Source organism: Microvirga mediterraneensis (assembly GCF_013520865.1).
In the GTDB taxonomy this organism is placed as follows: Bacteria; Pseudomonadota; Alphaproteobacteria; order Rhizobiales; family Beijerinckiaceae; genus Microvirga; species Microvirga mediterraneensis.
On the sequence record NZ_JACDXJ010000001.1, the window covers coordinates 1,727,306 to 1,747,449 of the forward strand.

Here is a 20,144-nt window from a genome sequence, read left to right on the forward strand (position 1 = left end):
CGGTCAGTCCCATTCTTTAGGATTTGGCATTCCGCTCCAACCACGTGACGGCAAAGGCGCAGATGGGAGCTGCTTCGACCAGGATCGAGGAGGCCTGACCGATGCGTCCTTGCGCGCCTCGGCCCGTGGCGAGGAAGTCCCGCACGATGGTGGCGAAGTAATCCTCGGCAAGGCCTTCCACGATGGGCACGGAAGTGTCGAACTCCTCCACCATGCGCCATGCGACGCCGTGAGGCGCGGCGAAGGGCACCTCATAGCGGCGGATGCGCTTGCCGGAGATGGAGGCCAGGTGTTCGGCGTGGTGGAGAAGGGTCATGGTATCGAGCGGCGCACCGACCATCAGGACCTTGCCGCCGGCTTCGATGAGCTTTGCCAAGGGCGAGCCTTCACCATAACCGTAATCGAGAGGGTGATCCGCCGTCAGCCATTCGGCACGGGCGCCGATGGCGGCCATAGAGGCTGCCGGGTTGCCGCTGCGCCGGGCACCGGGCGTGGTGCGGATGAACTCGGCCAGCACTCCGTTGTCGCGAATGGCCCGCGAGGCGGCGGGGTCATAGGGTGGGATGTGGTCGCGCCATTCCGGCGGAACCTGCCCGGATGAACCCAGCAGCTCGTCATAAACCGCATCCCAATCCGTATAGCTCATGATCGTGCCCGCAGGGCCGACCACGTCGAGGAGGGCGCCGATCAGGGCATCGGGACCGTTGAGCAGCCGTCCGACGCGCCTCATGGCGGCATGCACCATCACGGTGTCCCCCTGGGCGACGCCAAGACCGATGATGTCCTGCTTCAGGGAGGCACGGGTGTGAAACAAGGGAGACGGACCAGGCATGCCTTCAGGGTCGTAGGGTCCGGCAAAGGTGTCAACAGGCGGCCCTGTGCTCCAGGATCTCCCACAGGGCCCGGTCATGGAAGGTCACGATGGCCCCATCGGCGCCGATCTCCCGCATCTCGTCGGCGGACAGGCCTGTCAGAACGCCGAAGGAGAAGAGGCCAGCCGCCTTGGCGGCCCTCATGCCCGACGGGGAATCCTCGAAGGCGACGGCCTCCTCGGCCTGAATGCCGAGCCGCTCCAGGGCGGTGAGGTAGGGCAGGGGATCGGGTTTGCCGCGCTCGACCTGATCTATGGTGATCTTGATCTCGAAACGGTCGGTGATGCCCAGAATGTCCAGGACATGGGTTGCGTTCAGAAGCGGGGCATTCGTGACCAGGGCAATCTTGACGCCGTGGTTGTCTGCCCAGTCGAGCAGCTCGATCAAGCCTTCGAGCGGCTTGAGTTCGCGCGCGAGGCGACGGAAGGCAGCCTCCTTGCGGTCGGCATAGGTTTCGTGCTCTTCGACCGGTAGGTGAGGCAGAAGGGACGCGAAGATCGACTCGTTCGTGTGACCGATGATCGAGGTGCGATAGAGTTCGTCATCGATGACAACGCCCTCGGGGCCGAGGACTTCCGCGAAGGCCTTGAGATGGACGGGATCGCTATGCACCAATGTGCCGTCCATATCGAAGATCAGGGCTTTGAGCATGGGAACGTCTCTCAAGAATGTCTGGTCTCGTGATGCAGGAATAGAACGTTCGGCCCCGGAAGGCACCCCGTTGGAATTGCGGCCCAGCTCTATAGATATTCGAGGACCCGTGAAACCGTATAAAGCGTGATTCCACCGATGGTTCGCATCCTTTTCCGCTTCATCGACGAGATGGTCCGATGCGGGTGATCGACAGATTCCGGCTCCTCTATGAGGGCGACACGCCGGAGGCGCATCAGTTCCGCTACGGTCTACTAGTATTCGATGCGGCCACGATCCTCTTCATTATTCTGACGTCGTTCCTGCCCCGCTCTCCCGCCTTCGAGTGGATGGACGTGATCATTGGCCTGATCGTCCTGGCCGATTTCTCGGCCCGCCTCGCCATCAGCCGGACGCCCTGGCGGGACCTAGCCCATCCGACGACGTTGGCGGACGTTGCGGCAATCGTGTCCTTCCTCGCTCCGGTCGTCGGGGAGGGCATCGGGTTCCTGCGGATCCTGCGCACGCTCCGCCTGCTGAGAACCTATCAGCTGCTCGCCCGCCTGCGGTCCGACAGCATCTTCTTCCGGCGTAATGAGGACTTAATCATCGCGGCCGTCAATCTCGGCGTCTTCATCTTCATCATGACCGGCTTCGTCTACGAGACGCAGCGCTGGACGAACACGAAAATCGGCAACTACATCGATGCGCTGTATTTCACCATCGCGGCGCTGACCACCACCGGCTTCGGCGACATCACGCTGACGGGGACGCTGGGGCACCTGATCTCCGTGGTCATCATGATCTGCGGCGTCACGCTTTTCCTGCGCCTCGTGCAGGTCCTGCTGCGTCCCGACAAGGTGCGCTTTCCGTGTCCCGTCTGCGCCTTGCAGCGGCACGACAGGGATGCCGTTCACTGCAAGGCCTGCGGCACGATCCTCAACATTCCGGACGAAGGGGCCGTCTGAGCGCCTTATGCGTTCGGAACGATGGCGACGCCGCGCTGCTCGGCGAATGAAATAGATACCGGAGTGCCCGGAGCAATCGGTTCCTTGCGGCCGTATTGAACCACGAACAGCTCTCCGATGGCGCTATCCACCTCGTACTCCACCTGGGTGCCGAGATAGGAGGCTTTCCGTACCGTTCCGGCCAGCGCGCCGGGCGCGGCTGCATTCTCGTCGAGGAAAATGGCATCGGGCCGCACGGCGAGCTTGACGGTGCCGTGGCCGGCATTCCTGTGCGGGAGCAGGAGGCTCACATTGCCGATCTTCACCTGGGCCGTCGGCCCGGACACGCTCACGAGATCGCCGGAGATGATGTTGGCGTCGCCGATGAAATCGGCCACGAACAGGTCCGCCGGCTCCTCGTAGAGTTCGCGCGGTGTACCGGTCTGGGCAATGCGGGCATTCGACATCACGATGATGTGGTCGGAGACGGCGAGCGCCTCCTCCTGATCGTGCGTCACGTAGGCCACGGTGAGGTTGAGGCTCTGCTGGAGCTCGCGGATGTCCTCCCGCACGCGGCGGCGCAGCTTCGCGTCGAGATTCGACAGGGGCTCGTCGAACAGGAGAACCTGCGGTTCCAGCACGAGAGCGCGGGCCACGGCCACGCGCTGCTGCTGCCCGCCGGAAAGCTCGGACGGCGCGCGCTTCTCCAGTCCCTTGAGGCCGATCAGGGACAGCTTTTCCATGGCCATCTCGTAGGCGTCCTTCTTCGACGCGCCCTGCACGGATGGTCCATAGGCGACGTTCTCCAGCACCGACATGTGCGGGAAGAGGGCGTAGGACTGGAACACCATGCTCACATCGCGATCCGCGGCGGAGAGGTTCGTCACGTCGCGTCCGCCGATCAGGATCTGGCCCTCGCTCGCCATTTCGAGCCCTGCGATCATGCGCAAGGTCGTGGTCTTGCCGCAGCCGGACGGGCCGAGGAGGGTCACGAGCTGGCCGGGCTCGATGGTGAAGGAGACGTCGTCCACGGCCGTGACGTTGCCATAGCGCTTCGTCACGTTGCGGAACTGAACCGAAGCCGCCTGCTTCTTGGATGCCCCGGGCCGGGACAGGGAATGGACGGAGGACATCTTATTCATGGGACAGCCTGCACGGCAACGGGGGAGGGGGCGGCGCTCGCGCTGCGGCGCCCGAGGCGCCGCTCGCCGACGGCCAGCTGGATCACCGCGATGGCAACCAGCATGACGAGGATGAGCACGGTGGAATAGGCAATCGCAAGGCCGAACTCGCCCGCCTCGACGCGGCCGACGATGTAGGTCGTCGCCATGTTGTACTCGGCGGTGACCAGGAAGATCACGGCGCTCACGGCGGTCATGGCGCGGACGAAGGAATAGACCAGAGAGGCGACAATGGCCGGCCGCAGCAGCGGCAGCACCACGCGGCGCATGGTGGTCGACGAGCGGGCTCCCAGGGTCAACGAGGCCTCGTCGAGGCTCTTGTCGATCTGGCTTAAGGTGGCGATGCCTGAGCGCACGCCGACCGGCATGTTGCGGAACACGAAGCACATCACGAGGATGAAGCCCGTCCCGGTAATCTCGATGGGCGGCACGTTGAAGGCCAGGATATAGGACACGCCGACGACCGTCCCGGGAATCGCGAAGCTCAGGAGCGTGCCGAACTCGAAGGCACGCTGCCCGGAGAAACGCTGACGGGTGAGGAGATAAGCGGTGAGCAGGCCGATGGCGGCCGTCAGCGGTGCCGAGAGCGCGGCCACTTTCACGGTGGCGAAGAAGGAGTTCCAGGCGGAGCCCGAGAAGTAGAAGCCCCAATCGGCGCGCTCTACCCGGAAGGCGGTGAGGAAGTGCTCGAAAGTCGGCGTGTAGTCGCGGCCCATGGAGCGCACGAAGGCGCCGACCACGATGATCGCATAGACGGCGACGGTGAAGACCGCCCACGGGATGGCCGTGAGGTAGGAGGCGAGCGCCACGCGCCGCGGAAGCGGCAGAGGAATGCCGGCGTCGCCCTTGCCTGTCACGGTCGTGTAGACCTTCTTGCCGAGCCAAGCGTGCTGGAGCCAGAATGCGCCGAGCGTGAACGCGAGCAGGATGATGGACAGAACGGCCGCGCGGCCCTGGTCCTGTTGCGCGCCGACGACGGCGAAGAAGATCTTGGTGGAGAGCACTTCATAATTGCCGCCGAGCACCAGCGGGTTGCCGAAATCGGCGAGGCTTTCCACGAAACCGAGAAGGAAGGCGTTGGCGAGGCCCGGGCGCATGAGCGGCAGCGTCACGGTCCAGAAGGTCGTCCAGCTCTTTGCTCGCAAGGTCTGCGAGGCTTCCTCGAGCGTCGGGCTGATGCCCTGCACCACGCCGATGAGGACGAGGAACGCGATCGGCGTGAAGGCGAGGAGCTGTGCGATGAAAACGCCGGGGAGCCCATAGATCCAGCGCGAGCGCGGTACGCCGAACCATTCCCACAGCACGGCGGAGAGGGCCCCCGAACGGCCGAAGAGCAGGATCAGGGCCAGGCCGATCACGAAAGGCGGCGTGATGATGGGCAGAACGCTCATCAGGCGCAGGAGCTTCTTGAACCGAAAATCGGTGCGCGTTGCGATCAACGCGAAGGCAAGCCCGAGAGCCGTGGTGCCGACGCCTACGAGCAGCCCGAGAAACAGCGTGTTCCAGGCCACGCCGCAGCGCAGGTCGCTCGTCACGCAGTCCAGACCCCAGATCGAGCGATCCAGGAACTTCGCGACGAATTCGTAAGGGGCGAAATTGCCGTCGTTGTCGGCAAAGGCGCTCGCAAGAATGGTCGTCACCGGGAAGAAGACGAAGACGATGATCAGGGCGATGACGACGCCGATGGACGACGTGACGAACGCATCGCCCCGGCACCAGCCATGGGCCGCAAGTCCATGGCACAGGATGATGAGGAAGGCGGTCGCCGTCAGGGCGGCGCCGTAGCCCATGCCGGCCTGGCTGGGACCCGGTTCGCCGAAGAGATTCCTGAGGATGTCCACCGTCCATCCGTTGAGGCCGATAGAGAAGCCCTGGAGGACGATGAGGGCAAGGCCGAGAACCCCCGAGGCGATGAGCCAGTTGCCCTTGGCTTCCGCCGATGGACGGATCACCGGAATCAGGGCCAGGCACAAGGGTGCCAGAACCGGCAGGAGCCACCACGCACCCTTGAGACCATGGATCAGAGCCGAGCCGCTGACGAAATAATCGGCCAGATTGTGGACGGCATTACGGTCGAAGCCGTACCAGGGCAGGAGGGCAAAGCCGACCCAGCCCAGAACGATCCAGCCAAGGGTTGCCCGTGACATCTTCTGTTCTCGCTTCGAGGCCGGTGTGTTTGCCCGGCCCTCATATGATCAGGATATCGATGCGCGACGGCGAGGCGGAGAGCCTCCTCGCCGTCGGTTGTCTTGCGCCAGACTATTTCGGCAGGTTCTTCACCTCGTTGTCCCACTTGGACAGGAGGCGCTTGCGCTCGGCCGAGGAGCCGTACTTCGCGAAGTCGAAATTGATCAGCTTGATGTCGTTGAGCTTGGGAGCCTGCGGCGGAATCGGCGTGTTCTTGTTCGACGGCACCTGATAGGACTTGGCTTCCGCGCCGAGCTTCTGCGCATCGGCGGTGAGCGCCCAATCGTAGAATTTCTTGGCGTTGTCCAGGTTCTTGGCACCCTTGATGATCGACATGGAGCCGATCTCGTAGCCCGTGCCCTCGCAGGGAGCGACCACCTTCACGGGCGCCTTGTCGACGACCATCGTGACGATATCGTGCATGAAGGCGATGCCGGCGGTCGTCTCTCCGAGCGCCATGGCCTTGGCCGGGGCGGCGCCCGACTTGGTGTATTGGTTGACGTTCTTGTGCAGGGCCTTCAGGTACTCGAAACCTTTGTCCTCGCCCATGATCTGCACGATGGTGGCGAGAAGCGTGTAGGCGGTGCCGGAGGAGTTGGGGTCCGCGACCTGCACTTCGTCCTTCAGCTCGGGCTTCAGGAGATCCGCCCAGCATTTCGGCTCGCCGATCTTCTTCGATTGGGCGAGCTCGGTGTTGTAGCCGAAGCCGAGCGCTCCGGAATAGATGCCGACAGTACGGCCCTTGGACTGCTCCCACTGGCGCACGGCCCAGTCCTGAAGCTCACCCATCTTCGGCGACTTGTACTCGTCGGTGATGCCCTCTTCGGCCGCCTGCATGTGCGGGTCGCCCGTGCCGCCCCACCAGATGTCGGCGCGCGGGTTGGCGGCTTCCGCCTTGACCTGGGCATAGACTTCGCCCGCGCTCTTGCGGGTCATGGAAACCTTGATGCCCGTCTCGCGCTCGAAGGCGGTCGTCATGGCGCGGCACCATTCTTCCTGCACGCCGCAATACATGACCAGCGCACCCTGCGCCTGGGCCGCGCCTGCCGACATGAAGGACAGGGCCGTCATGGTGCCTGCCAGCATGGTTGCCGCAGCGAGATTTTTCTTCACAGTCATACTTTCCTCCCAAGATGTCATTCTTGTTATTGGTTGGTCGGCTAAGCTCTCCCCAATGGGACGGCGGGTCAAGTGCCTAGCCTGTGCACCAAATGTGAATCTTTAGAATAAGATGCCTCTCATGGCTCCTTGGCGATTCCCGTTGCCTGGATGAGTGAATCCGCCAGTTCCGGTGTGCAGGCCAGAACGGGGTTGCCCTTCCTGAGACCATCCTTGGCCAGGAAGTTGTTGGTCCAGCCGCCCGCTTCCTCGATGATCAGGAGCCCGGCCAGGGCATCCCAGGAATTGATGTGGAGCTCGCAATAGGCATCGATGCGACCGTCCGCGACATAAGCCAGGCCGAGCGTTCCCGATCCGGCCCGGCGAACGTTGGCGCCGGCCCTCTTCAGTTTGTCGACGACGGCCACATAAGGCTCCGGCGGCAGGCGGGACGACCAGCCTGCCTCAACGGTAGCCTGATTCATCTGGGCCAGCCCGCTCACCCGGATCGCCTCCCCATTGAGAATGGCGCCGCGCCCGCGTTGGGCCGTGTAAAGCTCCGCATGCATCACGTCATAAATGACGCCGATCTCGACCCGGCCTTCCCGCGCGAAGGCGATGGAAATGGCGAAGTGCGGGATCCCGCGGGCGAAATTCGCCGTGCCGTCGATGGGGTCCACCACCCAGACGTCGCGCTCGAAGGAGCCGCCGCCTTCCTCGCCGAAGAAGGAATCGCCGGGAAACAACTCGCTCAGGCGATTGCGGATCAACTCCTCGACCTCCGCATCGGTCGCCGTCAGGAAGTCCTGCGGACCCTTGAAATCGGGTCGCTGCGAGCGCGGCCGTTCCAGGAAGCGCTTGCGCGCGAGCACGCCCGCCTCGCGGGCAATGGCGCAGGCTGCGGCAAACCTCATGTCCAGGCTGTCTGTCGTCATCGCGTGGGGGCGTCCTTCTGGATCAAATGCGGGATGTCCATTGTTATGAAGCGGTCATGGATCCTTGAGAGAATGGAGAATCGTTCGGGCCAAAGGCCGATGGCGGTCCCGACTCTTTCAAATTGATCCTTTCTTAGCCGGCTCAAATCATCTACGTTACAAACTATCTCGTTAGGAATTCTACTCTCGTCGAATGTCTCAGATACCAAAAGAAGAACTCAGCCAGGTTGCGGCACTCCCTTTCCGGATCAAGGACGGCAAGGTCGAGGTGCTTCTCGTCACGTCACGCGAGACCAAGCGCTGGCTCATTCCGAAGGGTTGGCCGATGAAGGGGAAGAAGCCTCACAAGGCGGCCGCGCAGGAGGCCGAGGAGGAAGCCGGCGTCAAGGGCGAGATCCGGAACAAGCCTCTTGGCTCCTACGATTACTGGAAGCGCCGCGCCGCCCATTTCGATCTGTGCCGTGTCAACGTCTATCCGCTCGAGGTCTCGAAGCAGCTCAAGACGTGGCGCGAGAAGGGACAGCGCCAGGCGCGATGGTTTGAAGTCGAGGAGGCCGCCCATCAGGTCCTGGAGCCCGCCCTGGCCGAACTCATCCGGAGTTTGCCGGAACATGTGCAGCCCCTCGCAGCGGAGTAGCGGCAGATTTTGCCGCCCGGCAGGGAACGCAAAGCCCTCCAAGAAGTCTTTCCACTGACGAATGCGGTCAAGCGGCGGAGCTTGGCCATCTGCGGCATGTGAGGAGATTTCAATGAAGGCGCTTGTTTGGCACGGCACCACCGATATCCGTTGCGATTCTGTCCCCGACCCGCAGATCGAGCATCCCCGCGACGCGATCATCAAGGTGACGAGCTGCGCCATTTGCGGCTCCGATCTCCATCTCTACGACCATTTCATGCCGGGCATGAAGTCCGGAGACATCATGGGCCACGAGACCATGGGCGAGGTCGTCGAGGTCGGCTCCGAGACCAAAGGCAAGCTGAAGGTCGGCGACCGGGTGGTGATCCCCTTCACGATCATCTGCGGCGCGTGCGACCAGTGCAAGCGCGGCAATTTCTCGGTCTGCGAGCGGACCAACCGCAACGGCCACATCGCCGCCAAGGCCTTCGGCCACACGACGGCGGGTCTCTTCGGCTACACGCACCTGACTGGCGGCTATCCCGGCGGGCAGGCCGAGTACCTGCGGGTGCCCTTCGCCGACACCACCCACATCAAGGTGCCGAACGGCATTCCGGACGAGAAGCTCCTCTTCCTCAGCGATATCTTCCCCACGGGATGGCAGGCGGCCGTCCAGTGCGACATCCAGCCGACCGACACGGTCGCGATCTGGGGCGCGGGGCCGGTGGGCCAGATGGCGATCCGCAGCGCCATTCTCCTCGGCGCCAAGCAGGTGATCGTCATCGACCGGGTTCCCGAGCGTCTCGCCATGGCGGAGGCAGGCGGCGCCACCACGATCAATTTCGACGAGGAGAGCGTGATCGAGCGCCTCAACGAACTCACCAACGGCAAGGGGCCCGAGAAATGCATCGATGCGGTCGGCATGGAGGCGCATGCCGCCGGCACCGTGGATGCCATGTATGACCGGGTGAAGCAGGCAACCATGATGGAGACGGATCGTCCGCACGTGCTGCGCGAGATGGCCTATGTCTGCCGTCCCGCCGGCACGCTGTCGGTCCCGGGCGTCTATGGCGGCTTGCTCGATAAGATTCCCTTCGGAGCCATCATGAACAAGGGCCTGACCATCCGCACGGGCCAGACCCATGTAAACCGCTGGACCGACGATCTCCTGCGCCGCATCGAAGAAGGCCAGATCGATCCCTCCTTCGTCATCACCCATACCGTGTCCCTCGACGAGGGCCCGGACATGTACAAGGTCTTCCGCGACAAGCAGGACGGCTGCATCAAGGTCGTCATCAAGCCCTGATAGGTGAGATCATGCGCTACGAAACCGAAAGAACGCGCCGCCGTGGTCACGCCGACACGGCAACCGACACCCTGGCCCGCGGGCTCGGGCTGTTCTCGATCGCACTCGGCATTGCCGAGATCGCCGCGCCTCGCGCTTTGGCGCGCGCGCTCGGCATGAAAGGCCAGGAGGGGCTGATTGCCGGCTATGGCGTCCGCGAGATCGCCACCGGCATCGGCATTCTCGCCTCGAAGGATCCGACGCCATGGATCTGGGGTCGCGTCGCAGGCGACGGGCTCGACCTCGCGACGCTGGCGACGGCCCTCGAAGGCAACAACCCGAAGAAGGGCAATGTCGGCATCGCCATGGCGGCCGTGGCCGGCGTGACGGCGCTCGATGTCTATTGCGCCCAGACCCTGAGCCGCGAAACTCCGCATCCGCTGCCGCCGCTGCAGGATTACTCGGACCGCACCGGCTATCCGCGCGGTCTCGAACGGAGCCACGGCGCTGCCAGCGATTTCGAGGTGCCGCGGGACTTCCGCACGCCCGAGGCGCTGCGGCCCTACACGCAACCGGAAACACCTCGACATCCACAGCCGTCCATGTAACTTCGCGGCATGGCAAAGCCGCAGGTTTTTACGATCGGATACGAGGGAGCGGACGTGGACCGCTTCCTCACCACCTTGAAGGATGCGGGCATAGGCACCCTCGCGGATGTGCGGGCCGTCGCACTCTCGCGCAAGCGGGGCTTCTCCAAGTCCGCCCTGCGCGATGCCTTGGAAAACCAGGGCATCGGCTATCAGCATTTCATCAAACTCGGTACGCCGAAGGAAGGGCGCCAGGCGGCTCGCGCCGGGGACGGTGACCTGATGCGCCGGATCTACTGCAATGAGGTTCTGGCGACCGAGCCTGCCCAGGAAGCTTTTCGGGAGTTGGAGGCGCTGGCCCAGGCCCAGCCGATCTGCCTCCTCTGCTTCGAGCGCGACCCTGCCAATTGCCATCGCCGGGTTCTGGCGCAGCGTCTCGCCGAGAAAGGCTTCGAAACGGTGGATCTGACCGTTCTCTGAGGCTACACAAGATAGGGCAGGGGGCAGTCATGCAGGCAATCGTCACGGCCGTGAGCCGCAGCTCCAGTCACAGCTTCAGCAAACCCAACCGGGACGTCATCCGGCTTCTCGCCGGTCTCGGCGTCGAAGGCGATGCGCATCTCGGTACGACCGTCAAGCATCGCTCGCGGGTGGCCAAGGACCCGGGCCAGCCGAACCTGCGGCAGGTTCACGTGATCCATGCCGAGCTCCACGATGAGCTGCGCGAGGCCGGTTTCGACGTTTCCGCCGGCGACATGGGTGAGAACGTCACCACGCGCGGCATCGACCTGCTGGGCCTGCCGACGGGCACGCGAATCCGCATCGGCCCAAGCGCCGTGATCGAGGTGACGGGGCTGCGCAATCCTTGCGTCCAGATCGATCGTTTCCAGAAGGGCCTCATGAAGGCCGTGCTCGGCAAGGACGAGCACGGAAACCTCATCCGCAAGTCCGGCATCATGGCGATTGTCCTGGAAGGCGGAGAGGTGAGGCCGGGCGACGCCGTTCAGGTCGAATTGCCGCCCACACCGCATCGGCCGCTCGAGGTCGTCTGAAGGCTTCGATTGCGCTGAAACAAAACCGCGGTTGCCAAGTTGAACGAACTGCACTACGTTTGTGCATAGGTTTAATTTCTAGAGAGGGAGGACTGCATGGCTTCTATCCGCTTGCTGAACGCTCCTCCCGCGTCCAAACTTTAGGTTGGACCGTGCGGGGCTCCAAGGCCCGGCAAACCTTATCAAGCCTTCACAATTTATGATCTTCGAGCGATCTCGGGCGCCATAAGCGGGCGTTCCGTCTGTCGCTCCTTGAAAATACGGGGAGAGGTGCGCGCTCGGAGCGCCGCCTGTTCGCTTCCATGAAACAGCAGAAGAAGAGCGGGGACGCCACCCGCGATGTCCTGAGATTCACGTTCCGGCACTGGCGCGAAGAACCGCGCTATGTGGCGCTGATCGTCGTAACCATGATGGTTTCGACCCTGGCCGATGTGTTCATGCCCGTCTTCGCAGGACGGCTTGTCGATGCCATCTCCATGGGCGGCAACGACCGTGACGCCGCCCTTCATGCGGCGCTGGTCGCGTTCGCCTTTATGACGGGCCTCGGCCTGCTCATGATCGTCATGCGGCATCTGGCGTTCTACGGCATCGTGGAGCTGACGCTGCGCGTGATGGGACGCGTGGCGCAGGATGCGTTCGCACGCGTGCAGCGTTTCTCGACCGACTGGCACGCCAATTCCTTCGCCGGTTCCACGGTGCGCAAGATCACGCGCGGCATGTGGGCGCTCGACCTGATGCACGACACGCTTCTCCTGGCGCTGCTGCCCTCGCTCACGGTGCTCGCCGGCTCGATGATCGTGCTGGGCCTGCGCTGGCCGGTGATGGGCGTCGTCATCGGGGTAAGCGCTCTTTCCTACATCGTCATGACGGGCTTCCTGGCGACGCGCTACGTCGCGCCCGCCGCGCGGCTGGCGAATGCCTGGGATACGCGCGTCGGCGGCACCCTGGCCGATGCCTTGAGCTGCAATCCCGTCGTGAAGGCCTTCGGGGCCGAAATCCGCGAGGACCAGCGCCTCACCTGGGTTCTGCGCAAGTGGCAGAGCCGCACGAGCCGTCTCTGGCAGCGCGGCACCAACAGCGGCACGGTGCAGTTCATCGCGCTGCTCGGCATCCGCGCGGCCATCATCGGCACGGCGATCTGGCTGTGGTGGAACAACCGTGCGACGCCGGGCGATCTTGCCTATGTGCTCACGACCTATTTCGTGATCCATGGCTACCTGCGCGACGTGGGCATGCACATCAACAACTTACGCCGTTCCGTGAACGACATGGAGGAACTCGTCGAGATCCACCGGGAGCGTGTCGGCGTTCCGGACCGCCCCGATGCGAAGCCCATCCGCATCTCGCGCGGCGAGGTCGCGTTCGATCGCGTCACGTTCCACTATGCGGGACACGATACGCCGCTCTACCGGGACCTGTCGGTGACGATCCGGGCGGGCGAGCGCGTCGGCCTTGTCGGCCCGTCGGGTTCGGGCAAGACGACCCTCGTCAAGCTCATCCAGCGCCTCTACGACGTGACGGGCGGAAAGATCCTGATCGACGGTCAGAACATCGCGCAAAGCGAGCAGGCGTCCCTGCGCGCACAGATCGCCATCGTGCAGCAGGAGCCGATCCTGTTCCATCGCACGCTGGCCGAGAACATCGCCTATGGGCGGCCCGGTGCCTCCATGGCGGAGATCGAGCGCGCGGCGCGGCTCGCCAACGCGCACGACTTCATCGTGAACCTGCCCAAGGGGTATTCGACCCTCGTGGGTGAGCGCGGCGTGAAGCTTTCGGGTGGCGAGCGTCAGCGGGTTGCCATCGCGCGCGCCTTCCTGGCCGACGCTCCGATCCTGATCCTGGACGAGGCGACCTCCGCGCTCGACTCGGAATCGGAGGTTCTGATCCAGCAGGCGATGGAGCGGCTCATGGTGGGGCGTACCTCCATCGTGATCGCGCACCGTCTGTCCACCGTGCGCGCCCTCGATCGCATCCTCGTCTTCGACAGGGGACGGATGGTGGAGGAGGGCGATCATCTCACGCTCTATCGCAAGGGAGGCCTCTACCGCCGCCTTTGCGACCATCAGGGGCTGGATCTCGCCAAGGCGCCCCGGTCCGACATGGCCGCCGAGTAGGGCATCTGGACAAGACCCTTTGGGAAACTTAAGGAAAATCCCATGTTCGAAGTCAAAGACATCCCTCTCTCCGCCAACAAGCGGGACTTCTACGCCTCGCTTGCCCAGCAGCTCACCGGACTTCTGGAGGGCGAGCCGGATGCGATCGCGAATGCGGCCAACATGTCGGCCCTGATCTACCAGTTCCTGCCGGATCTGAACTGGGCCGGGTTCTATTTCATGCGTGGACCAGAACTCGTTCTCGGTCCCTTCCAGGGCAAGACGGCCTGCGTGCGCATCGCGGTCGGGCGCGGCGTGTGCGGCACGGCCGTGGAGCGCAAGGAATCCATCGTGGTGCCGGACGTCCATGCATTCCCTGGCCACATCGCCTGCGACAGCGCCTCCCGGTCCGAACTTGTCGTGCCTCTCGTCAAGGATGGCCGCGTCCTCGGCGTGCTTGATCTCGACAGCCCCAGCCCGAACAGGTTCGACGAGGAGGATCGCGAAGGCTGCGAGACGCTCGTGCAGATCTATCTCGCGGCTTCCGAACTGTCGCATTAACGGACAGCCATGCAGCCCGCCTATATCGAAACCTATTACAGCCGCAACGCCACGACGGAACGCTATGCGCCGGCGGTGGGACACACCGAGGCGGATGTCTGTATCGTCGGCGGCGGACTCGCAGGTCTGACGGCGGCATTGAAGTTGGCGCGCATCGGGCGCAAGGTCGTGCTGCTCGAAGCGCAGCGCGTGGCCTGGGGAGCATCGGGCCGCAACGGCGGCTTTGTCTCCGCCGGCTATGCCACGGGCGTCGTCGCCATCGAACGCCGGGTTGGGCCCGATCAGGCGCGGGAGCTGTTCCGCCTCTCCATGGAGGGGGTGGAGATCGTCCGCAACACGATCGATGGGCTCGGAATTCGCGATGCTCATCCGGTCCCCGGCATTGCGAAGGCGCTGCGCTACGATTCTCGCGGAGCTCTCAAACTGGCAAGCGAACGTCAGCAGCGCGAATTCGGACTGCGACTTCGCTACTTGCCCCGGGATGAGGTGAGGGAGCTTTTCGTCTCTCCCAAGTATCACGAGGCGGTCCTCGACGAAGGTGCCTTCCACTTCCATCCATTGAATTACGCACGTGCGCTGGCCCGCGAGGCGTCACGGCTGGGCGCCGCGATTCATGAGCACTCGCCGGTGGTGACCGCAGATCTCGACGGCGCTCGCAAGATCGTCCGCACGAACAGTGCCGAGATCACGGCCGAGCACGTCGTGTTCACAACGGGCGGCTATACCGGCGGCGTGCTGCCTGCGCTGAAGCGCGCCTTCCTGCCGATTGCCACCTACGTTCTGCTGACCGAACAGGCACCGGACTTGGTGCAGGGCGCCATCCGGACCCGGGCGGCCATTCTCGATGATCGCCGGGCAGGAGATTATTACCGGCTCGTCGATGGCGGAAGCCGCATCCTCTGGGGCGGGCGCATCACGACGCGCACGACCGATCCGCGCGACATTGCGGCTCTCCTCCGGCGCGAGATGGTGACGACCTATCCGCAGCTGTCGGATTTGCAGGTGGAGATCGCCTGGTCGGGCCTCATGGCTTACGCCAGGCACCTGATGCCGCAGATCGGCCAGTGGAAGCCGGGTGTCTGGTACTGCACGGCCTTCGGCGGCCACGGCATGAACACCACCGCGATCGGCGGTACGGTCATTGCGGAAGGCATTACGGGCGAAAGCGACCGCTATCGTCTCTTTGCGCCCTTCGATTTGGCATGGAATGGCGGCATCTTCGGTCGCGCCGCGGTTCAGCTTACCTACTGGAGTTATCAGGCCGCTGATGCGGTCAAGGAATTTCGCGCTCGCTGAAAAAACCTGAAATCGATACTCAATTACATTTTCGCGGCGGATGCGACGACCCAAAGACAGCTGACGCTGAACGCGAGGGCGATCACGTTCATGAGATAGGCCAAGGCATCATTGGCCGGGTGGCGTTTTTCCGTTTCTTCCATCGCGCTTCCTTTCAAGTCGGAAGGTCTTGCGCTTTGGATAATGCCTAAGCTCGCGTGCTGTCCAGATGGTTAACACATAATTTTCGGTCAGCCGCCGATCAGGCCGTGGATGGTGCCGAGGCGCCGGCTCTCACAGGAGCAGTCGTTGCCATTGGAAAGAGGCTCCGCGATCCAGCACACGCCCTTCGGCGTCACGCAGGTGGCGCCCTGGCTGGTTCCCGCCCGGGTGCGCTCGTAGGCGCGCAGCCGATGCTCACGGAAATAGGTGCGCTCGTTCGTGTGAAAGGGGGCCGCGAGATCCGTCTCGGGCAGAGGCCTCTCGCTGTCGGCCGCGATGGCAACAGCCGGAACGACCGATCCGACAAACAGGGCGAGGCAGGCGGCGACGGATGCTTTCACTCACGGCTCCCAAAGTCTAATCTGTTCAGCGGGCGATGCGGTCTCTCCTCGCATCTTTGCGTATCGGAACGCAACCCGGCTCCACGGCGGGGCCGGTCACAAAAACCTGATTACAGATAGAAGTCACCCTTCGACAGGGAAGAGAGGCCCGCGATCTTGACTTTGAAGTCGACGATCGTGTCGCCGTTCACGTCGGCCGATAGGATTCCATCGGCAAAGCGCAGCTCCCCGGCCTTGCCGTGGAATGCCGACTTTCCGATGAAGGTGAAGGCCTGATTGCCCGCGACCTTCGTGTTGGCATCGATGCTGCGCAGATCGATGTGATCCGATCCGCGCCGGAAATCCTGAATCGTATCGAACGACGATCCGCGGGAATCGCTCAGGGCCTGAAAGACGAACGCATCCGCCCCGCCGCCACCGATGAGCACATCCTTGCCGCCCTGGCCATAAAGCTTGTCGCTCCCTGCGCCACCCTCAAGCCTGTCATTGCCGCTTCCACCGAACAGCGCGTCGTTGCCATTCAAGCCGTAAAGCTTGTCATTGCCGCCATTGCCCCGAAGCGCGTTGCCGGCCGCATTGCCTTTGATCACATCGGCCGCGGTGCCGCCGGATGCGTTTTCGATAAGGGAAGCCGTGTTGCCTTGATAGAGAAGGGCGTTGGCGATGCTGCCGACGGCGAGCTTGGAGCCGTCCCAGTTCAACTTGGCTCGCTGCTCCTGAGACGTGATCGTCCAGGCCCCCGGTTGCAGGTCGATCGTGAGAGATGTGGTGTAGGCGGTGAAGCTGTAGGTATCGACGCCGCCGCCATCCCAGACGGTCAGCAGGATCTGATTGCCGCCGGGAGCGCCCTGGCCGACACCGTTGATGAACATCTCGCCGGTCGTCGGACTCCAGGTATAGGTCGTGTTGCCGCTGTTGGTCGTGTAGTTCGCGCCGTAGATGTGCTGGATGGCCGCGATGTCGTACATCATGAGCGACTGGGCGTAACCCCAGGTCTCGTTGGCATAGCCCGTACTGACTGAGGCGCCCTCATAGGAGCGGTAGCTCATCACGGTATATTCCATGCTGTCCCGATCGACCGGCATGCCGTTCTCATGGGAGTGCTCAAGCCCAAGGGCATGGCCGATCTCATGCACGATGGTGAAATAGGCGTAGTTGCCCTTCATCGGGCGCGCATAGCTGAGGCTTGAATTGTTGACCCAGACGTCGCCGCCGGTCGCGTTCGTGCTCGGAAAGTAGGCCCATGCCGTATTGGGCAGATCCGATTGCGCAAAACGGAGATCGGCCGACGGGCCGCTCGTTCCGCCCAATTCCAGGAATGTCAGGTTGCTGACGGCGGAGTAGAGGTTCAGCGCCGTGCGTGCGATGGCCTGCTGCGTCCCGTTGAACGCGCCGAATCCCTTCGCCGCCTCACCGTCTCCGTAGGATGAGCCATACGAAGCGGCTGCAGTAGGAAAGCTGTAGGTCAGATTGCTCGGCACCCATCTGACGTTGCCTAGAACGGCGTCGATATAGGCGTTTCCCGTGGAGGAGTATGTCTCGACAGCAGGCATGGTTCTTCAATCGAATAGAGATGTTGATACGGCGAAGGTTCGTGCGAGCTGTCGCCTGCAAACGGCAGGCAGCTTTGCGATCAGAGAGTAAAATTCACCGCTTTCGAAAAGCTTAAGCTTACGAATTTATCGAGCTATCCATTTTAGTGTTATAATAGAACGATAAACTTTAATGGATCCGGTGTTCGGTAGGCGCTTTTACTTGAATTGAACTCGTGAGCTCTCGCGCCGGAGCCTCTAAACGATTTGTGATAGGACTAAAAGGGGATCTATCGGGGAATTCAGCCTGCCCGACAACATGCCGCATGAGGGCGTCCCGTGTGCTCCGCGCGTGAGCATTGGATCGCGTCGCGGCTTTGCGCTCCAGCATCGAACGCTAAATCAATGTCGAATTTCGTGCTCTAGCGGAACGTGAGGAAAAGCGGATTCGGTTTTCGCCGGCGTGACCCTCTGGGTCCGCACCGAACGATGCACCAGCCAAAAGAAGGAGCATCGGATTCGATCCCGAAAAGGGTCCGACGCGTATTAGGACGGGTGGCGCTCGCCTCGCTTCGGAGGCGAGAGCGGGAGGTCCTGCTTGAAATGAAGCTGCGGCTTGAGAGCCGGGGTTGCACCTGCGGCCCCTTTCCCATTCGCCCTTTTTCCGCGTGATACGATCTTTCCGCGGGATGCGATGGCTTCCTGGGCCAGAAGGCGAATGTCTTCGAGGCGCCATTCCTCGCTCAGCCACGTTCTGCCGATTACCTTCAGGATTTTCTCGAGCGTCGCATACGGATCCGCGATCTCGGGCGCGCTGGCCATGTTCTTCATGAGGTCCCCCATATGCCGGAGGTTTTCCCCCGGTCATTTTGACCGGAATGCCTGCCCCGAGAGGCAGATGTTCCATAGGCACAAGTATTGCAAAGCTGCAGCCTGAAGGAAACTGCACTTTCGGACAGGTTTTGGATGCAAAGAAGGTTGCGTCCGAGCATTGCCGGGACGCTGCCCGAAGCGGGATTCGAACCGCTATGTGTCGGGCGTTTGGCTGGTGCTGCCAGAGAGGATCGAACTCTCGACCTCTCCCTTACCAAGGGAGTGCTCTACCACTGAGCTACGGCAGCGCGCCAACGGGGAGGGCCGCTTACTGCCACAGGGCAGCCCTCCTTGCAAGCTTGAAAATGATCTTTATTCGGCGGCCTGGATTTTTGGCTCGAGCGGGAGCCGAAGCGCCGTCCAGACTTCCACGAGAGCGGCCGCCAGGGCGTCGATATGGGCGTTCGAGTGGAACGGCCCCGGCGTGATGCGCAGCCGCTCGGTGCCGCGCGGCACGGTCGGGTAGTTGATCGGCTGGATGTAGATGCCGTGCTTGTCCAGAAGCCGGTCGGAGGCCGCCTTGCAGGCCTCCGCGTCGCCCACCATCACCGGCACGATATGCGTGACGGTGTCGAGGACGGGCAGGCCGACGCCGCTCAGGACCGCCTTCGTGCGGGCCACTTGGCGCTGCTGCTGCTGGCGTTCGGCGGACGATGCCTTGAGGTGCCGGATCGAGGCCGTGGCCGCCGCGGCGACCGCCGGGGGCAGGGCGGTGGTGAAGATGAAGCCCGGTGCGAAGCTGCGGATCGCATCCATCACGGCCTTCGTGCCGGTCAGATACCCGCCCATGACGCCGAAAGCCTTGCCCAAGGTACCCTCGATCACGTCGATCCGGTGCATGGCGCCTTCGCGCTCGGCGATGCCGGCGCCGCGCGGGCCGTACATGCCGACCGCATGGACCTCGTCGATATAGGTCATGGCACCGTAGCGCTCGGCGAGGTCGCAGATGGCATGGATCGGGGAGATGTCGCCGTCCATGGAATAGACGCTCTCGAACACGATCAGCTTGGGCCGGTCGCCCGCCGCCCGGAGCAGCTCTTCCAGGTGGTCGAGGTCGTTGTGGCGGAAGATCGCCTTGTCGCAGCCCGACTGGCGCACGCCCTCGATCATCGAATTGTGGTTGAGCGCGTCCGAAAGGATCAGGCAGTTCGGGATCAGCTTGGCGAGCGTGGAGATGCCGGTCTGGTTCGAGACATAGCCCGAGGTGAAGACGAGGGCCGCCTCCTTGCCGTGCAGGTCGGCGAGTTCGGCCTCGAGCGCCACGATGGGGTTGCTGTTGCCGGAGATGTTGCGGGTGCCGCCGGCGCCGGTTCCCAACCGCCAGGCAGCCTCGACCATGGCGCGGGTCACGTCCCGGTTCTGGCCCATGCCGAGATAGTCGTTTGAGCACCAGACGGTGATGGGGCGGGGGCCTTCCGGCGCGTGCCAGATCGCCTGGGGATAACGGCCGGCCAGCCGCTCGATATCGGCAAAAACGCGATAGCGCCGCTCGGCCTGAAGGCGATCGAGGGCTGACGTGAAGAAGTTCTGATAATCCATCATCTCACCGGGTGGGCAATGCAATGCCCGGGGATCCTGGACCCATTATGCCAGATCGCATTGATCCGGGTCAAAGTCCTGAACCGTGATATTGCGGTTGAGAGCCGCTTGCGAAGTCTCTATTTGATAAAGGCGACGATGGGTCGCGTGAACCATGACTGACGTGAAATCGCAAGAGAAAGCTGACCGGCTGAAGGCGGCCTTGAAAGAGAATCTTAAGCGTCGCAAGGCTCAAGCTCGGGGGCGACAGGCCGTGAAGGCGCCCGGAAACGAAACCGGGAGCTTGAGCGTTACGAACGAGCGCGACAAGCCGTCCGA

The 20,144-nt window shown here is 63.2% G+C and carries 19 protein-coding genes and 1 tRNA gene; 9 read left to right on the forward strand and 11 right to left on the reverse strand.

Annotated elements, in window-relative coordinates:
• Window positions 1-16: 16 nt before the first annotated feature.
• Together aac(3) and H0S73_RS08100 are read right to left on the reverse strand one after the other, a co-directional pair.
• Window positions 17-832, reverse strand: a complete 816-nt coding sequence (aac(3), locus tag H0S73_RS08095; RefSeq protein ID WP_181051671.1) for an aminoglycoside 3-N-acetyltransferase — start codon at window positions 830-832, stop codon at window positions 17-19.
• Between the two features lie 31 nt (window positions 833-863).
• Window positions 864-1,523: an HAD family hydrolase gene (locus H0S73_RS08100; protein WP_181051672.1), complete on the reverse strand. Its 660-nt coding sequence runs from the start codon at window positions 1,521-1,523 to the stop codon at window positions 864-866.
• Between the two features lie 179 nt (window positions 1,524-1,702).
• Between H0S73_RS08100 and H0S73_RS08105 the strand changes: the two genes are divergently transcribed.
• Entirely contained in the window at window positions 1,703-2,470 is a 768-nt protein-coding gene (locus tag H0S73_RS08105; RefSeq protein WP_181051673.1) for a potassium channel family protein, read from the forward strand.
• A 5-nt stretch (window positions 2,471-2,475) separates the two neighbouring features.
• Here the strand turns inward: H0S73_RS08105 and H0S73_RS08110 are convergent, their stop codons facing one another.
• From H0S73_RS08110 to H0S73_RS08125, 4 genes are all read right to left on the reverse strand, one after another.
• On the reverse strand, window positions 2,476-3,582 hold the full coding sequence (locus H0S73_RS08110; protein WP_181054278.1) for an ABC transporter ATP-binding protein: 1,107 nt from the start codon (window positions 3,580-3,582) through the stop codon (window positions 2,476-2,478).
• Window positions 3,583-3,587: 5 nt separating this feature from the next.
• The gene (locus tag H0S73_RS08115; RefSeq protein WP_181051674.1) at window positions 3,588-5,777 is read right to left on the reverse strand and encodes an ABC transporter permease; all 2,190 of its coding nucleotides are present in this window, start codon (window positions 5,775-5,777) and stop codon (window positions 3,588-3,590) included.
• A 112-nt stretch (window positions 5,778-5,889) separates the two neighbouring features.
• Window positions 5,890-6,936 (reverse strand): ABC transporter substrate-binding protein, encoded by a 1,047-nt coding sequence (locus H0S73_RS08120; protein ID WP_181051675.1) that lies wholly within the window; start codon window positions 6,934-6,936, stop codon window positions 5,890-5,892.
• Window positions 6,937-7,055: 119 nt separating this feature from the next.
• Complete coding sequence (locus H0S73_RS08125) at window positions 7,056-7,850, reverse strand: inositol monophosphatase family protein (RefSeq protein WP_181051676.1); 795 nt, start codon at window positions 7,848-7,850, stop codon at window positions 7,056-7,058.
• A gap of 193 nt (window positions 7,851-8,043) precedes the next feature.
• Between H0S73_RS08125 and H0S73_RS08130 the strand changes: the two genes are divergently transcribed.
• The 8 genes from H0S73_RS08130 (at window position 8,044) to H0S73_RS08165 (ending at window position 15,340) form a co-directional block, all read left to right on the forward strand.
• Window positions 8,044-8,487: an NUDIX hydrolase gene (locus H0S73_RS08130; RefSeq protein WP_181051677.1), complete on the forward strand. Its 444-nt coding sequence runs from the start codon at window positions 8,044-8,046 to the stop codon at window positions 8,485-8,487.
• A 112-nt stretch (window positions 8,488-8,599) separates the two neighbouring features.
• Window positions 8,600-9,772, forward strand: coding sequence for a zinc-dependent alcohol dehydrogenase (locus H0S73_RS08135; protein ID WP_181051678.1), 1,173 nt, complete (start codon window positions 8,600-8,602; stop codon window positions 9,770-9,772).
• Between the two features lie 11 nt (window positions 9,773-9,783).
• Window positions 9,784-10,359: a cyclase dehydrase gene (locus tag H0S73_RS08140; protein ID WP_181051679.1), complete on the forward strand. Its 576-nt coding sequence runs from the start codon at window positions 9,784-9,786 to the stop codon at window positions 10,357-10,359.
• Window positions 10,360-10,368: 9 nt separating this feature from the next.
• Complete coding sequence (locus tag H0S73_RS08145; protein ID WP_181051680.1) at window positions 10,369-10,818, forward strand: DUF488 domain-containing protein; 450 nt, start codon at window positions 10,369-10,371, stop codon at window positions 10,816-10,818.
• Window positions 10,819-10,847: 29 nt separating this feature from the next.
• A complete protein-coding gene (locus tag H0S73_RS08150) occupies window positions 10,848-11,390 on the forward strand; it encodes an MOSC domain-containing protein (protein ID WP_181051681.1) in 543 nt (180 codons plus the stop codon).
• A gap of 302 nt (window positions 11,391-11,692) precedes the next feature.
• On the forward strand, window positions 11,693-13,504 hold the full coding sequence (locus tag H0S73_RS08155; RefSeq protein WP_181051682.1) for an ABC transporter ATP-binding protein: 1,812 nt from the start codon (window positions 11,693-11,695) through the stop codon (window positions 13,502-13,504).
• A 42-nt stretch (window positions 13,505-13,546) separates the two neighbouring features.
• On the forward strand, window positions 13,547-14,044 hold the full coding sequence (locus H0S73_RS08160; RefSeq protein ID WP_181051683.1) for a GAF domain-containing protein: 498 nt from the start codon (window positions 13,547-13,549) through the stop codon (window positions 14,042-14,044).
• Between the two features lie 9 nt (window positions 14,045-14,053).
• A complete protein-coding gene (locus H0S73_RS08165; protein WP_181051684.1) occupies window positions 14,054-15,340 on the forward strand; it encodes an NAD(P)/FAD-dependent oxidoreductase in 1,287 nt (428 codons plus the stop codon).
• 230 nt (window positions 15,341-15,570) lie between these two features.
• Here H0S73_RS08165 and H0S73_RS08170 read toward each other — a convergent pair whose 3' ends face one another.
• The 5 genes from H0S73_RS08170 to hemA all read right to left on the reverse strand — a co-directional run bounded on the left by H0S73_RS08170 (window position 15,571) and on the right by hemA (window position 19,826).
• Window positions 15,571-15,882: a hypothetical protein gene (locus tag H0S73_RS08170; RefSeq protein WP_181051685.1), complete on the reverse strand. Its 312-nt coding sequence runs from the start codon at window positions 15,880-15,882 to the stop codon at window positions 15,571-15,573.
• Between the two features lie 110 nt (window positions 15,883-15,992).
• A complete protein-coding gene (locus H0S73_RS26070; protein ID WP_181051686.1) occupies window positions 15,993-17,435 on the reverse strand; it encodes a M10 family metallopeptidase in 1,443 nt (480 codons plus the stop codon).
• A gap of 525 nt (window positions 17,436-17,960) precedes the next feature.
• The gene (locus tag H0S73_RS08180) at window positions 17,961-18,245 is read right to left on the reverse strand and encodes a hypothetical protein (protein ID WP_181051687.1); all 285 of its coding nucleotides are present in this window, start codon (window positions 18,243-18,245) and stop codon (window positions 17,961-17,963) included.
• Window positions 18,246-18,460: 215 nt separating this feature from the next.
• Window positions 18,461-18,535 (reverse strand) — tRNA-Thr (locus H0S73_RS08185).
• Between the two features lie 64 nt (window positions 18,536-18,599).
• Window positions 18,600-19,826, reverse strand: coding sequence for a 5-aminolevulinate synthase (gene hemA / locus H0S73_RS08190; protein ID WP_181051688.1), 1,227 nt, complete (start codon window positions 19,824-19,826; stop codon window positions 18,600-18,602).
• Window positions 19,827-20,144: the final 318 nt, after the last annotated feature.